At 38.6% G+C, this 14,601-nt stretch carries 11 protein-coding genes; 5 read left to right on the forward strand and 6 right to left on the reverse strand.

From position 1 onward, the window contains the following. Window positions 1-41 precede the first annotated feature (41 nt). From ACU696_RS07870 to ACU696_RS07880, 3 genes are all read right to left on the reverse strand, one after another. On the reverse strand, window positions 42-1,334 hold the full coding sequence (locus ACU696_RS07870) for a cytosine deaminase (RefSeq protein WP_004913433.1): 1,293 nt from the start codon (window positions 1,332-1,334) through the stop codon (window positions 42-44). Beyond that, on the reverse strand, window positions 1,327-2,574 hold the full coding sequence (gene codB, locus ACU696_RS07875; protein ID WP_109912731.1) for a cytosine permease: 1,248 nt from the start codon (window positions 2,572-2,574) through the stop codon (window positions 1,327-1,329). The genes ACU696_RS07870 and codB overlap by 8 nt, the downstream gene beginning before the upstream one ends. A 161-nt stretch (window positions 2,575-2,735) precedes the next feature. Beyond that, on the reverse strand, window positions 2,736-3,620 hold the full coding sequence (locus ACU696_RS07880) for a LysR family transcriptional regulator (protein ID WP_198635029.1): 885 nt from the start codon (window positions 3,618-3,620) through the stop codon (window positions 2,736-2,738). A gap of 101 nt (window positions 3,621-3,721) precedes the next feature. Between ACU696_RS07880 and ACU696_RS07885 the strand changes: the two genes are divergently transcribed. Continuing rightward, a complete protein-coding gene (locus tag ACU696_RS07885; protein WP_004262335.1) occupies window positions 3,722-4,165 on the forward strand; it encodes a PACE efflux transporter in 444 nt (147 codons plus the stop codon). 69 nt (window positions 4,166-4,234) lie between these two features. Here ACU696_RS07885 and dbpA read toward each other — a convergent pair whose 3' ends face one another. The 3 genes from dbpA to ACU696_RS07900 form a co-directional block, all read right to left on the reverse strand. Further along, window positions 4,235-5,608: an ATP-dependent RNA helicase DbpA gene (dbpA, locus tag ACU696_RS07890; protein WP_110732119.1), complete on the reverse strand. Its 1,374-nt coding sequence runs from the start codon at window positions 5,606-5,608 to the stop codon at window positions 4,235-4,237. A gap of 273 nt (window positions 5,609-5,881) precedes the next feature. After that, a complete protein-coding gene (locus tag ACU696_RS07895) occupies window positions 5,882-7,321 on the reverse strand; it encodes a YfcC family protein (RefSeq protein ID WP_004913421.1) in 1,440 nt (479 codons plus the stop codon). A 23-nt stretch (window positions 7,322-7,344) separates the two neighbouring features. Further along, entirely contained in the window at window positions 7,345-8,475 is a 1,131-nt protein-coding gene (locus ACU696_RS07900) for a M20 family metallopeptidase (protein WP_004913419.1), read from the reverse strand. Window positions 8,476-9,687: 1,212 nt separating this feature from the next. Between ACU696_RS07900 and ACU696_RS07905 the strand changes: the two genes are divergently transcribed. The 4 genes from ACU696_RS07905 to ACU696_RS07920 are packed head-to-tail and all read left to right on the forward strand — an operon-like array spanning window position 9,688 to window position 14,485. Continuing rightward, window positions 9,688-10,833 (forward strand): trans-sulfuration enzyme family protein, encoded by a 1,146-nt coding sequence (locus ACU696_RS07905; protein WP_109912728.1) that lies wholly within the window; start codon window positions 9,688-9,690, stop codon window positions 10,831-10,833. 46 nt (window positions 10,834-10,879) lie between these two features. Next, window positions 10,880-12,304 (forward strand): Na+/H+ antiporter NhaC family protein, encoded by a 1,425-nt coding sequence (locus ACU696_RS07910; protein WP_447343059.1) that lies wholly within the window; start codon window positions 10,880-10,882, stop codon window positions 12,302-12,304. Between the two features lie 16 nt (window positions 12,305-12,320). Beyond that, window positions 12,321-13,319, forward strand: a complete 999-nt coding sequence (locus tag ACU696_RS07915; RefSeq protein ID WP_123382339.1) for a D-cysteine desulfhydrase — start codon at window positions 12,321-12,323, stop codon at window positions 13,317-13,319. 23 nt (window positions 13,320-13,342) lie between these two features. Then, window positions 13,343-14,485 (forward strand): trans-sulfuration enzyme family protein, encoded by a 1,143-nt coding sequence (locus ACU696_RS07920; RefSeq protein WP_004913408.1) that lies wholly within the window; start codon window positions 13,343-13,345, stop codon window positions 14,483-14,485. Window positions 14,486-14,601 lie beyond the last annotated feature (116 nt).

Below are 14,601 nucleotides of genomic sequence, written 5' to 3' on the forward strand. Positions count from 1 at the left end.
CTATGATTATAGAGAGCCATTTAGGAATAAAAATTCAATGATTAGATTTTTGGAGAATATCCATAATGGATTGCTTCTGTTTGTTCTAAATGAATTTGGGTTACTGCGGGTTGGGTATTAGCGATAACTTGGCCATCGCGAACAGAATAACGAACAGGGACTTGACGACGCACGGCATCAAAGCCATTTTCTGCAGGTAAAATTAATAAACTAGCTCGGTTTCCTTCACTCACACCATAATCTTGCAAGTTCAATGTACGTGCGCTGTATTCACTAATCAGTTTCAGCCCATCATTGATTTGCTGGTAACCCATTAATTGGCAGACATGTAACCCCATATGCAGTACTTGCAACATATTGGCTGTACCTAATGGGTACCATGGGTCAAATACATCGTCGTGACCAAAGCACACATTAATATCCGCGGCTAGCATCTCTTTCACTCGCGTAATTCCACGGCGTTTTGGATAAGTATCAAAGCGGCCTTGTAAGTGAATATTTACTAGTGGGTTAGCGACAAAGTTAATTCCAGACATTTTTAGTAGGCGAAATAAACGGGAAGTATAAGCGCCATTGTATGAATGCATTGCGGTGGTATGGCTTGCCGTGACGCGAGAACCCATCCCTTGTGCATGTGCTAACGCTGCGACTGTTTCAACAAAACGGGATTGCTCATCATCGATTTCATCACAGTGGACATCAATCAAGCGGTCATATTTTTGTGCTAAAGCAAATGTTTTATGGAGTGATTCCACGCCATACTCACGAGTAAATTCAAAATGTGGAATGGCACCAACGACGTCGGCTCCTAGGCGTAACGCTTCTTCTAACAGGGCTTCGCCATTTGGATAAGACAAAATACCTTCTTGTGGAAAAGCCACAATTTGCACATCAACCCAAGGTGCGATTTCTTGTTTTACCTCTAACATCGCTTTCAGTGCGGTTAATGTCGGATCTGACACATCCACATGAGTACGAACATGTTGAATACCATTGGCAATTTGCCATTTAAGGGTTTGCCACGCTCGATTTTTAACATCATCGTGGGTGAGCATCGCTTTACGCTCTGCCCAACGTTCGATGCCTTCAAAGAGTGTTCCTGACTGGTTCCAGCTTGGTTGCCCCGCGGTTTGAGTGGTATCCAAGTGAATGTGTGGCTCAACGAAGGGAGCCGTAACTAATCCACCTTCACCGTCTAAGCTGTCTGGTAATACTTCACCTTGAGGTTGTGGAAGAATGGCTTGAATTTTTTGATTGTCAATATCAATACGCCACAGGCCATCACGCTCAGGTAAACGGACATTATGGATATGTTTGATAGTTTGGTTAAGCACGGGTCATCTCCGAATCAGTAGTATGGCGGCGATTTAATAATGGGTTAAGGATAGCGTAACATAATGCACCGCCCAACACGGCATTGACAGGAACAATACCTGGTAACCAGTTACCTGCGATAACCCCAGCGGCAACGGCGATTAATGCACTGATGTTGACATCACGCATTTTACTGCGATCAAAGGTTTCGTAGCGGTGGCGGTACATGAGGTAGTCGGCGATGATAATTCCGCCAATAGGGGGAATAGCCGCAGATAAGAAAGTTAGCCAGCCAACAAAATTATTATATAACCACAGCGCACATAGCGTTCCAACCAGTCCATTGACAATGGATAAGGTTTTGCTGGATAAGCCGGTGATATTGGCAAACCCTAAACCTGACGCATATAGGGCGTTATCGTTAGTTGTCCAAATATTTAAACCCAAAACGATAATTGCGGGTAATAGTAAACCTTGGGCAATCATCACATCTGAGATATCTGCCATACCTAATGATGCCGCACCAGCAGCTCCAAAGATAAACATCAATGAATTACCAAGGAAAAAAGCAATAATGGCGACAAGCACCGCAATCTTAGGTTTTCGTCCGAAACGCACAAAATCAGCTGTTAATGTTCCAGCACTCACAAAAGACCCCACTACCATGGCTAAGGCAAGGTTAAAATCGATAGGTTTTGCGGGGACGACTGCCTGCAATGCACTCATTCCACCCATGTCAGTGATAGCAAGGTAGACGGAATAACTGCCGAGTATCGCAATGGCAGGAACTGCAACGATTGACAGTATAGTTAGAGCAGAAATACCGAAAAAAACCGTAACGGTCATTAAGACCCCTGAAATACCAATCAACCAGTTGATATCCCAACCCGTGGCTTTACCAACAGGAATGGCAAACATCGCAACACCGACACCAAACCAGCCGACTTGTGTGCCACCTAATAGGAAAGAGGGGAGCCATGAGCCTTTAATACCAAAGGAATAACGAGCAAGAAGGTGGGTAGTTAAGCCTGTTTTAGAACCAATAAAACCAAGAAATGCGGTGTAGATACCAAGAAGAAGATTACCGATAAGAACTGCGAGGAAGAAATCATGAAAATCAAGACCGGTACCGAGAGCGCCTCCGGTCCACATACTGGCGGAAAAGAACGTTAAACCTAGCATCACAAAGGTTAATGCTAGTCCGCCTTTCCGCGCGGATATGGGCACGGGGCCATGGCTATAATTTTTATCGTCAGGCACGATTGTCTCCAGTTATTTTTCTCAGGCCAAAAAAATCCGACGCATTTTATAGCCATCAAAATAAAAAGCAAACGTTTTCGTTGATGGTTTAAAAGAATTAATGTGTCCAGAAATAATTTAATTTATGGAATTAAAAATAGGAAAAATAAATAATTGAGGGTTTAAATTACCTTATTTTTCAGTAATTCAATGCATTTTTGTGCACCACGTTTAAGCGCATGACCTTGCAAACATACCACATGAATAGGCAGTTTGAAGCCATTTGGGGTATTTTTAAACTCAAGGGGTTTTAGTGAACCATCGTGCAATTTATCTTTAATAAGTGATAAAGGAAAATTTCCCCATCCCATACCACTTTCGACTAAACCGAGAGCTAAAGAAAAACTGTCTGTTTTCCAATAATTACTAGAAACTAGAATGCGTATATCACTCAATTCACGTTGACGACTTGCAATAATTATTTGGCGGCTTTCAACAAGGTCTTCGATATAGAGTGACGTTTTATTTTGCAAAGAGGGATGTTTAGCCGAAATGGTGGCAATAATTGATTCTTCGCCAATGTAATGAAATTGCTCTTGGGAATTAACATTTAAACCGCCAAAGACAATCGCGAGATGAATTTGTTGTTCATGTAGTAACGGTAAAAGATCATCTTGAGGTGCGGTAATCAGCTCAATATGCAGTAAAGGGTAACGCTGGCTTAAAATATGTAGAGCGTCAAAGAGTAAATTGGCATTAATACCTGCCGCAATACCAATAGTCAGCGTGCTTTCAACGCCTTGAGTCAATTCTAAAGAAAACGTATTGAGCTGCGATAAGTTAGCGACAATATGTCGTGCATAGGGGGCTAATGAAAGCGCTTTTTCAGTGGGTTTAGGCTCCCGAGAGTGTCTATCAAATAGTTCAAATCCAAGTTCAGCTTCTAGATTAGCGACTGCCATACTGACCGCAGATGGCACGCGTTTTAATGCCCTAGCCGCTGCAGAAAATGAGCCTTTATCTAACACGGTGAGAAAAATCGTTAGGTTATCGCTATTAAATGGCATGATTGACCTTTCAATAAAATTGATAGAAGCTGACTTTTATTATCATTGAATAATATTTATTTTACCACCTTGTTGATAATGATATTTTTGGAGGTGGGAAAATGCAGGGGATTAAACGTAAAATTGTTTTTGTAACGGCTTATGAGGTTATTGGCTGGTTAATTTCAGCGTTGGCATTGGCTTTTCTTTCCGGTAATTCAGCGGAAACAACAGGCCCATTAGCTTTAGTCATAACGACTATTGCAGTGAGCTGGAACTTTATTTTCAATACTGCATTTGAATATTGGGAATCAAAACAAAAATCACGCATTAGAACCTTTAGGCGCCGGTTTGTACACGCTATATTATTTCAATTAACGTTAGTGATTTTTTTAATTCCTTTAATTGCATGGTGGTTATCAATTAGTCTTTTACAGGCGTTAATACTCGACTTCGCCTTAATTATTTTTATCCCAATTTATACTTTCTTTTTTAATTGGGCCTTTGATAAGATTTTTGGATTGCCTAAATCTGCCTTACCGCAAGAGAATAACGCCACATCATAAAAAAGTAAGAAAATTATCGTGTTTCCTTGCGTACTAACATTGTGCAGAAGGAAACACGAATCACACCGATTATTTTAATAACCTAGCCTTAACGGATTTCCCTTTAATTTTCCCCTGCTGTAAATGCTTGCGAGCATGTTCGGCAACCTCACGTTTGAGTGCCACATAGGCATGGGTAGGGTGGATCACAATCTTGCCAATATCGTCGCCATTGAGGCCAACTTCTCCGGTCAAGGCACCTAAAATGTCGCCGGGGCGTATTTTGGCTTTTTTACCGCCATCAAGGCATAAGGTCACCATCGTCGCTTCTAATGGAGTGACTCGTAAACCTGTTGGTTCGGCTTGCCAATTAAGCTTCATGTTTAACATTTCTTCTAGAGCATTGGCCCGCTGGGCTTCTTCTGGTGCACATAAACTAATTGCTAAACCGCTTTCACCGGCGCGTGCAGTTCGGCCGATGCGGTGAACATGCACTTCAGGATCCCATGATAATTCATAGTTAATCACCATTTCGAGGGCTTTAATATCTAACCCGCGGGATGCGACATCCGTAGCCACTAATACACGGCTACTTCCATTAGCAAAACGCACAAGAGTTTGGTCACGCTCACGCTGTTCCATATCACCATGAAGCACTAGGACACTTTGTTTGCTTGCAGTTAAGGCATCATAAACAGCTTGGCAATCTTTTTTAGTATTACAGAAAACGACGCAAGAAGCGGGCTGTTCACGGCTCAAGAGCTTTTGTAATAATGTAATTTTTTCGTGACGCGCAACTTCATAAAATTGCTGCTCAACCGCGGGAAGTTCATCAACACTATTGATTTCAATGGTTTGTGGATTATTTTGAATTTGCTGGCTAATTCGTGCAATTTCATCTGGCCAAGTAGCTGAAAATAATAATGTTTGCCTATTAATTGGTGCGTAGTCAATGATGGTTTCAATATCTGGCATAAAGCCCATATCGAGCATTCGGTCTGCTTCGTCTAAAACCAATGTTTGCAAGGCATCAAGTTGTACTGTTTCACGATTTAGATGATCAAGTAAGCGCCCCGGTGTAGCAACAATGATATGTGCTGCATGAGCAAGGGAGTCGCGTTGTACGCTAAAAGGTACACCACCGCAGAGTGTTAAAATTTTGATATTAGGGATAGCGCGAGCTAAACGGCGCAATTCATTGGCGACTTGATCTGCCAGTTCGCGAGTTGGGCATAAAACTAATGACTGAGTTTTAAATAACTTGGCATCAATATGTTGTAATAAGCCCAGACCAAAAGCAGCAGTTTTGCCGCTGCCAGTTTTAGCCTGTGCTCGAACGTCTTTACCAGCAAGGATCGGAGGAAGAGCGGCAGCTTGGATCTGCGTCATGTTTAGGTAGCCTAACTCTTGCAAGTTAGCGAGTTGTTCCGCAGAAAGCGCATTTAGGTCAGCAAATGAAGTCACAATACAATCTCAAATAGAATAAAAGGCATAATGGGGCTAATAATACTATTCCTACCTTACTCTGTCTGTTTTTAATTCGTTATTAATGTAGAACCTGGTTATCACTGATATAGTTCAAAATTAAATCAACAGGAAGTGATGAAATGGAAAATTTACAACAGCGGTTGATAACACAAGACGAGAAAAACACCTTTTTACTCTATTTTGTATCAACAACCCTTAGCACCACTAAAAAGCGGTGCTAAGAAGAGTGGATTATTCAATATTGATATTTTAGATAGGACCTAAATTTGTCATTACTGCATATATGAGAGCGACAATAGAAATGGCTATCCATGTGAAGACTAATGGCCAAATAAATCTCACCCATTGTGTATAAGGAATTTTTGCCGTTGCAAGTACAGCCATTAAAATTCCAGATGTTGGGTTAATACAGTTAACAACACCTTCTCCAAGTAATACAGTTTGCACCGTCGTTTGGCGAGTAATTTCTAATAAATCTCCCATTGGCGTGAAAATAGGTACAAGCACTGCCGCTTCACCAGAACCAGATGAAATAAAGAAGTGCATAATTGCTGCGGTTGCGAACATGGAAAGGGCAGATAAAGTCTTCGGTAAACCGTCCATCATTGAAATAATGGCATTAACGATGGTATCCAGAATCATGCCATCAGATAATACGATAGCAATCGCACGAGCCATACCAACGATAAACGCGCCGCCTACCATTCCTGCACAACCTTTTAAGAAACCAGTGGCAATGGTATTAGGTGACATACGGTTTAAAATACCCACGCCAACGCCTAAAATGATAAACATTGCCATCATCTCTTTTTCTCCCCAGCCCCACTCAACGGCACCGAAAATAAATCCGATTAAGCAGAATGCGCTATAGGAAAGGGTGATGACATGCAAAGCTGAAATTTTAGAGGTTTGGTGTTCGTCAGTATTAATTTCAATATCAGGTCGAACCATACCTTTGTTACGGCATTTTTTGGTATAAATCGTTAAAAATAAAATACCCGCGATAACAAATGCAATATAAATTGCCATTCTAAAACCGAGACCGGATAACAACGGGACGTCGGCTAAACCTTGAGATAGGCCAACTGTCATTGGTGCCATGATTGAGGCGTTAAAGCCCGAATAAGCCGCGACATAGACTAAAGCGGCACCAAATTTATCGTCCATTCCCACGGATTTAGCAACTAAAAGACCGATAGGAACAAATGCAATAATTGAGTTAACGACAATTCCTGTTGTTCCTAAAATAGAAAAAACGACAAAGAATATACTGATTAGTAAAAAGTCATTAAGCCTTTTACTGCGCGAGATATTATTGAGTACTTTTTTGATAGCCCCAGTTTCTTCAAGAAGATGTAAAGCACCTCCAGTGAAAATAATCAAAAAGATAATAGGAGCTGCTTTGATTAGACCATCGGCAATTGAGGTGAAAATTTGTCCTGGCAAAATGCCGTGTTGTTCAGGTAAGCGCTCATAACTACCGGGAATGGTGTAAGAACTAGATACTTTTGTTTCTATACCATCTTTTACCATGGTGATGACTTTTGTTTCTGATGCATATTGCCCCGCGGGAACGATCCACGTCGCAATGCCTGCCAATACTAAGATAAAAAACAAAAGCACATAAGGATTTAAGCCTTCAGAACGTTTTTTAGGTGGTGTTGTTGTGTTTGTTGACATCGTTGTCATAGAGTTTCCTATTGGATTATTTTTTATTGTGTAATGCGTTGTAATACATTGAAAAATAGTTGAGCACGCTCTGTGAGCGACGGTATTTCTAAATATTCTTTATCACTGTGCTGGTAACCACCAATCGGGCCTAACCCATCTACAGTGGCAGTTCCGACACCCGCAGTAAAAGAGGCATCAGAGCCACCGCCAGTAGAAACATCGAGTAAATCAATATTTAGTTGTGCAGCTTCTTCTTTAATGATGTTGATAAGAACGGTGCTTTCATCCGTTTTAGCCATAGGTGGGCGATTAATTCCGCCGGTTAAGGTGAGTTTGATACCGTCTAATATTGGTGTACTACACACTTCCCTGACTTTTTTATCGATTTCAATACCCTGTTCTTCAGACGAGATACGAACATCGATTTCTGCTCTGGCATTCGGTGCGACAGTATTAACGGAGGTTCCGCCAGAAATTAAACCAACGTTAACGGATAGGCCTTTATCATGAGCTGAGAGTGCGTGTAGGCTTTGAATTTTATATGATAGTTCCTGAATTGCACTAATACCTGCTTCAGGTGCGATACCTGAATGTGAGGCTTTCCCTTCAATATTTAACACATAAGTCCCAACACCACGGCGAGCACTCACTATCGCGCCATTGGCACGCGCAGGTTCCATCACAAGTGCGTAGCGTTTTCCTAAAGCACATTGTTCAATGACACCGCGAGATGAAATAGAACCAATTTCTTCGTCACAATTGAGGAGAATCTCAATATTTTTATAGCGAATGTCTTGATTATCATAAAGTTGCTTCATGACTTGATATACCATGACATGACTGCCTTTCATATCAATCACGCCAGGGCCATAAGCGCGGTCACCTTCAATGCTAAAAGGACGTTCAGTAACGGTACCTTTAGGAAAAACGGTATCTAAATGCAATAAAATTAATATATCAGCCTTTGTTGATGGGTGATAAATTCGATAATTATTACCGAGTGATTCATTTTCAATGATTTCGACTTCGAACCCCATTTCGCGATATTTTTCACACCAGACAGCAGCGTGGTTATCTACACCTTCTTTGTCATAAGAACCTGATTCAATATTGACTACTTGTTTAAGTAGCGCAAGCATACTGGCTTCATGCACTGAAAAGTTATTATTCATAATTGTTTCCTTATATTGTCTCTACTACAAAATTAAGTTGTTTTTATTGTGGTAAATTTAATTTTAGGTAATATAAAAACAGAGTTTATATTAAGTTAAATTTATATAATTCAGATTTTCGCTAAATAAAACGTGGCTTTTATTAAAGATAAGAACAAAAGATAAAATTCAAATTTACTAATAATAATTGTGTTTTTTTTTGATTCTCATTGTTTGTATTGTGGAAAACTAATGCCCCAAATTTTTATGCTAAAGCGAGTCATATCACAGTAAAGGATATAACCAATATCGATACTTGATGCTTGAATCATAGGCATTTTTTGACTGTATCATAATAAATAATTTGTATACAAGATGATTCTTCACTAAAAAATTAAACTCATATAGAGAGTAATTTTACGAAGATATGTAATATGGAATACATTACTGAATTTGTTCGAGCAAATTTGAATTTATAATGAATAGTTCTGCACTAGGCTAAATTGAGATTCTTTAAGAAAAAGTGATTAGAATAATTTATAAAATATATAGTGGTCATGCATTTTTCTAATAATTTAAATAGCGGTAGCATTTCATTTATCATAGTTTGTAATAGTTATTGTGCTTTTTTTAAACAAAAAATTGGGGTGATTAAATTAAAAATAACTCAATCAAATTTAGTCTCTGTGCCTATCTTATAAATAGTCCTTGAGCATATTGTTGCTTGATAGCCATTCTTTTGCGTGTTGATTTGCATTAATCGAATTGTTATAGCTTTTAAGTGATATAGCTCATTATAAGAAATAAAGTAAAAGAGAATAACTTTCTCTTATATGCCTATTGTGCAGTATGAGAAGAGGGAAAATAGGTATGAGTACTAGGGTTCATGTTAAATCAACGGCAGAATATCTACTAAATAATTACATTGCGTGATGATATATTTAACTTTAATAAAACATTTATTGTTTTGTTTTAGTGGGTTATGTATTTTTTATGGATTGGTCGGTTGTGGAAGATAAACAAAATAATAATATTGTGACGGCTCGCTCATTTATGGGAAACGCATCAACATTATGAATTAAAAGGAAATTAATTCTTTAATAGAAAATTTTTCTCTTAATTTGAATAAAGACACCAATTTTTAGAAAAAATTTTCTATTTCCCTATGGCATATTCTTTTTAGCAACAAATATAAAGATATCACTTTTATTTTACTATATTGGGTTTTAGATTATGACTAAGAATATTGCTACAATTTTAATTCATGGTGGAAAGCAGCAAGATACCGTTAATCATGCTATTTTCCCTGCTATTACAACAGCCAGTACTTTTGTTCAGCAAAGTTTAACAGAGCATGGTGAATATTGTTATTCACGTTGCAGCAACCCAACGCGTTATGCATATGAAACCTTATTAGCAGAAATTGAAGGTGGAAGTTATGCAACAGCAACCTCATCCGGTGTGGCGGCTTCAAGTTTAGTCTTAAATTTATTACCAAAAGACTCGCATATTATTGCGATGAAAGGTGTTTATGGTGGAACATTTAGGTTATTTGAACGAGTTTCAACCATTAATAGCGGTCATCAAATAGATTATGTAGATTTGAATAACCTTGATGAAGTTAAAACAAAAATAAAAGAGAATACGCGTTTAATTTGGATTGAAAGCCCAACTAATCCATTATTGGAGTTAGTTGATATCAATGCGATTTGTTCACTTGCAAAAAAACATAATATTTTGACTTGTGTTGATAATACATTTGCAACAGCTTGGAACCAAAAGCCGTTAGAATTAGGTGCTGATTTAGTGATGCTATCGGCAAGTAAATATATTGGCGGTCATTCCGATTTAATTGGTGGTGCTGTGATCACCCAAAGGGAAGACTTAGCCAGCCGCCTTGATTTTCTAAAAACGACTTTAGGAGCAATTGCTTCTCCTTTTGACGCCTACCTTGCTTTACGTGGATTAAAAACATTAGCGTTACGTATGGCGGCACAATGCAGCAATGCAGCGCAAGTTGCTAGCTATTTGTCTACGCACCCGAAAGTGGAACAGGTTTATTACCCAGGATTAGCTTCACATCCTCAATATGAATTATGTAAAAAGCAAATGCGTACAGGTGGAGCAGTTGTGACAATTAAATTGAAAGGGGATATTGAAGATACTAAAACGTTTTTATCTAAAGTTAATTACTTTGTATTAGCCGAATCATTGGGTGGTGTTGAAAGCATGGTAAACCATTCGGCAACCATGTCACATGGGTCGATGACAAAAGAAGAAAGGGAAAGTATCCATGTATATGACACCACATTACGTTTATCTGTAGGTATTGAAGATATCACTGACTTATTAAATGATTTAGAAAACGCACTATCTTAATTTATTAAAATCAAAATAAAATTAAAATATAATAAGAGAGCATCTAATGAATGATTATGGAATTTGGACCATCGTCACGCCAATGGTGACGATACTTTTAGCCATTTTTACACGACAAGTTATATTATCGTTATTGCTGGGGATTCTAGTTTGTTTTACCGTTATATATGACCATAATATATTATTGGGTATAAACGGAACGCTCGATGGTATTATTAATACGTTTGCATCACCGGGAAATACAAAAACTATTCTATTTATGGTAATGATTGGCGGTATTATGCGGCTAGTCGTTGTTACTGGTGGTGTGCGATCATTAGTTAAATTATTAACAAATAAAACAAGGCTAATTAAAAATAAAAAAGCTGTTCAATTAATGGCGATGATTATTACATCATTAATTTTTATTGAAAGTTCAATTAACCAATTAATTGCTGGAGCATCAACAAAAACATTAGCGAAGAAATACGGTGTTTCGCCAGAAAAAATGTCCTATATTGTACAAACTTCCTGCGTATCAGTTTGTTCATCAGCCATGATTAACGGCTGGGGAGCGGCAATGATGGGTGTTATTGGTGTACAAATATCTAAAGGTTTAATTACTGGAGAGCCATTTGAAATTTTAGCAGGCTCAATGGTATTTAATATCATGGCGTGGTTTTCTTTAGCTTCAGTATTATTTTATATTTTCTCCAATGTTTCTTGGGGACCAATGAAAAAAGCGGATTTACGCGCAGAGCAGCAAGCTTTAACTTTATTGTCTGCTGAAGAAACTGAGCAGGATGATGAAGATATTATTGAGCATCCTAATTGCCATACCTCTCTTAACTTTTTTATTCCAATTTTATCAACAGTATTAATGGTACCTATTGCGCTTTATATCACTGGTAATGGTGATTTTAGTAAAGGTAGTGGCTCAACATCGGTATATTGGGGAGTCATGTTTGGAACTTTAGTCTCTTTTGTGTGGTTCTTAGCGCGTCGTGTGCTTAATATTGAGACTTTCTTTAAAGAGTTATACATCGGCTATGCCAGCATGGTAAAAATTAGTTCAGTGATGATCCTCGCTTTTTTAATGGGAACCGTTTCTTCAGATTTAAACACTGGTGCTTATATAGCTGAAATTACCTCTGGTGTCATTTCACCGGCTTTCTCAATCGGTTTTATATTTTTAATTAGTGCGGTGATGTCATTAGCAACTGGAACATCGTGGGGGACATTTGCGATTATGATCCCAATCGGTGTGCAATTAGGGCTTTCAGTCGGAATGCCTGTTGAATATATGATTGGTGCCGCAATAGCAGGTTCAATTTATGGGGATATGACATCACCCATTTCCAGTGATGCGATTGTGGCCTCTATGGCAACAGATTGTGACCATATTGAGCATATTCGTACCCAAATGCCTTATGCCACGGTGACTGCCGCTTTTGCGCTGATGGTTTATCTCTATTTAGGTTTCACATATTAATAAGGTGAATAATATAATGAGCATTAGACAACGATTAGCTGCAATAAATAAAATAGATCTACTTCGAGGACCAACACCGTTAGCAAAATTAAATAATCTTTCAGAATATTTAGGCCGTGATATTTATATTAAGCGTGACGATATGACCCCCCTAGCAATGGGGGGCAATAAACTGCGAAAATTGGAATATATTATTGCAGATGCGATACAAAAAAAGTCTAAGGTGATTGTTACGGCAGGGGCTATTCAATCAAACCATGTTCGCCAAACAGCTGCAATAGCATCAATGTATGGTCTGGAATGTGTCGCATTATTAGAAAACCCATTACAGAGTTTGAATTCATTATTTTTAACAAATGGTAATAAACAACTGACAGATTTATTTAATGCCCGCTGTTATTTTTGTGATGAGTTAACCGACCCAAGCTTACAAATGCAAGCGTTAGTTGAATCCCTTAGATTGCAAGATGCTTATATTGTACCTATTGGTGGTTCTAATGCTTTAGGGTCATTAGGTTATGTTAATTGTGCATTAGAAGTTGCCGAGCAGACTCCTAAAGATATTGAATTTTCCGCAGTTATTGTTGCTTCTGGTAGCGCAGGAACGCATGCAGGGCTAGCTATGGGATTACAATCGGTATTTCCTCAAACTCCAGTGATAGGTGTTACCGTTTCAAGAACAGTTGCGCAGCAACAACCTAAGGTAGAAACCTTACAGCAGGAAATTGGTAAATTATTAAACCTGACAGATTTTCCTAAAGTGAATCTGTGGGATCAGTATTTTTCACCTTGCTATGGTCAGCCGAATAACAAGGGCCAACAAGCCATTGAGCTATTAGCTCAAAAAGAAGGAATACTACTTGACCCTGTGTATACCGGTAAAGCCATGGCGGGTTTAGTTGATCATATTTTAAAAGAAAGTATTGATGGCAATCAGCCATTACTTTTTATTCATACTGGCGGAGCACCCGCTATTTTTGCTTATTCTGAAATCAATGTAGCAACGATTAAATAGACTTTTGATAATGCGATTTACTTATGAAAATTAATACCAAGGTTATTCATGGTTACCCCATGACAGATAAATATACCGGAAGTTCTTCTATTCCGTTATATCAATCATCCACATTTTCACAAGCCAATATTGAGGAAAGTTACGACCATATTTATTCGCGTTTTTCCAATCCAACAAGAGATGCATTAAGTGAGGCAATTTGCGCGATTGAAAACGCGAAATTTGCTGAGATTTTTTCATCAGGAATGGCAGCAATAAGCGCAGTATTACTTAATTTTAGCCAGGGTGACCATATTGTTGCTTGCAAAAATATTTACGGTGGTTCTTTCCAGTTAATGACTGAATTTCTGCCTCGTTATGGCATTTCAGTGACATTTGTTGATGCGACTAACCCAATGAACTATCAGCAAGCAATAACGGAGAATACCAAAGCGTTTTATATTGAAACGCCATCTAACCCCACATTACAAGTGACTGATTTAAAATCTGTTATTGAAATTGCGCAACAGCATAATATTATTACCATCTGTGACAATACCTTTATGACGCCATTGTTATCAGATGTTATCTCTCTTGGAATTGATTTTTCTATTAATAGTGCGACTAAATTTATAAATGGCCATAGTGATGTGATCTTGGGGACAGTAGCAACGAATAACCCTGAATATGCGAGGTGGTTACATAAGTCTGCGGTGGCTATTGGCAGTATTGCAGCTCCATTTGATAGCTGGCTGACGATGCGTGGTTTAAAATCAATGGCAATGCGAGTTGAACGAGCTAGTGAAAATGCGCAAAAGCTTGCAGAATATCTGAATGAGCACCCAAAAGTACAACGCGTTTTTTATCCGGGGTTAGCTTCACACCCAAACCATATGATTCATATGCAACAGTCCAAAAATGGCGGAATGGTGGTTTCCTTTGATTTGGGTAGCTATGACAATGTAAAACAATTTTTAGAAGCAATTCGTATTCCACTCGTTGCGGTCAGCTTAGGGGGAATTGAATCAATTATTTCCTACCCTAAAATGATGTCTCATGCGTGTATCCCTGAAGAGGAAAGATTACTGCAAGGCGTAACGGATGGATTATTGCGGTTCTCATTGGGCTGTGAAGATATAGATGATTTACTCGCTGATGCCGATTTTGCTTTATCGCAGGTACAGTAATTAGGCCATTAGTAACGCATTTTTACTTCTGAGTGATACCTACCACACACCTAAAAAACGCCCATAATATTTTAAGCCCTCTAAATAGTCTGATTTATTTAGAGGGTTTTTACTTC

This window comes from Providencia sp. PROV_01, from assembly GCF_053098325.1.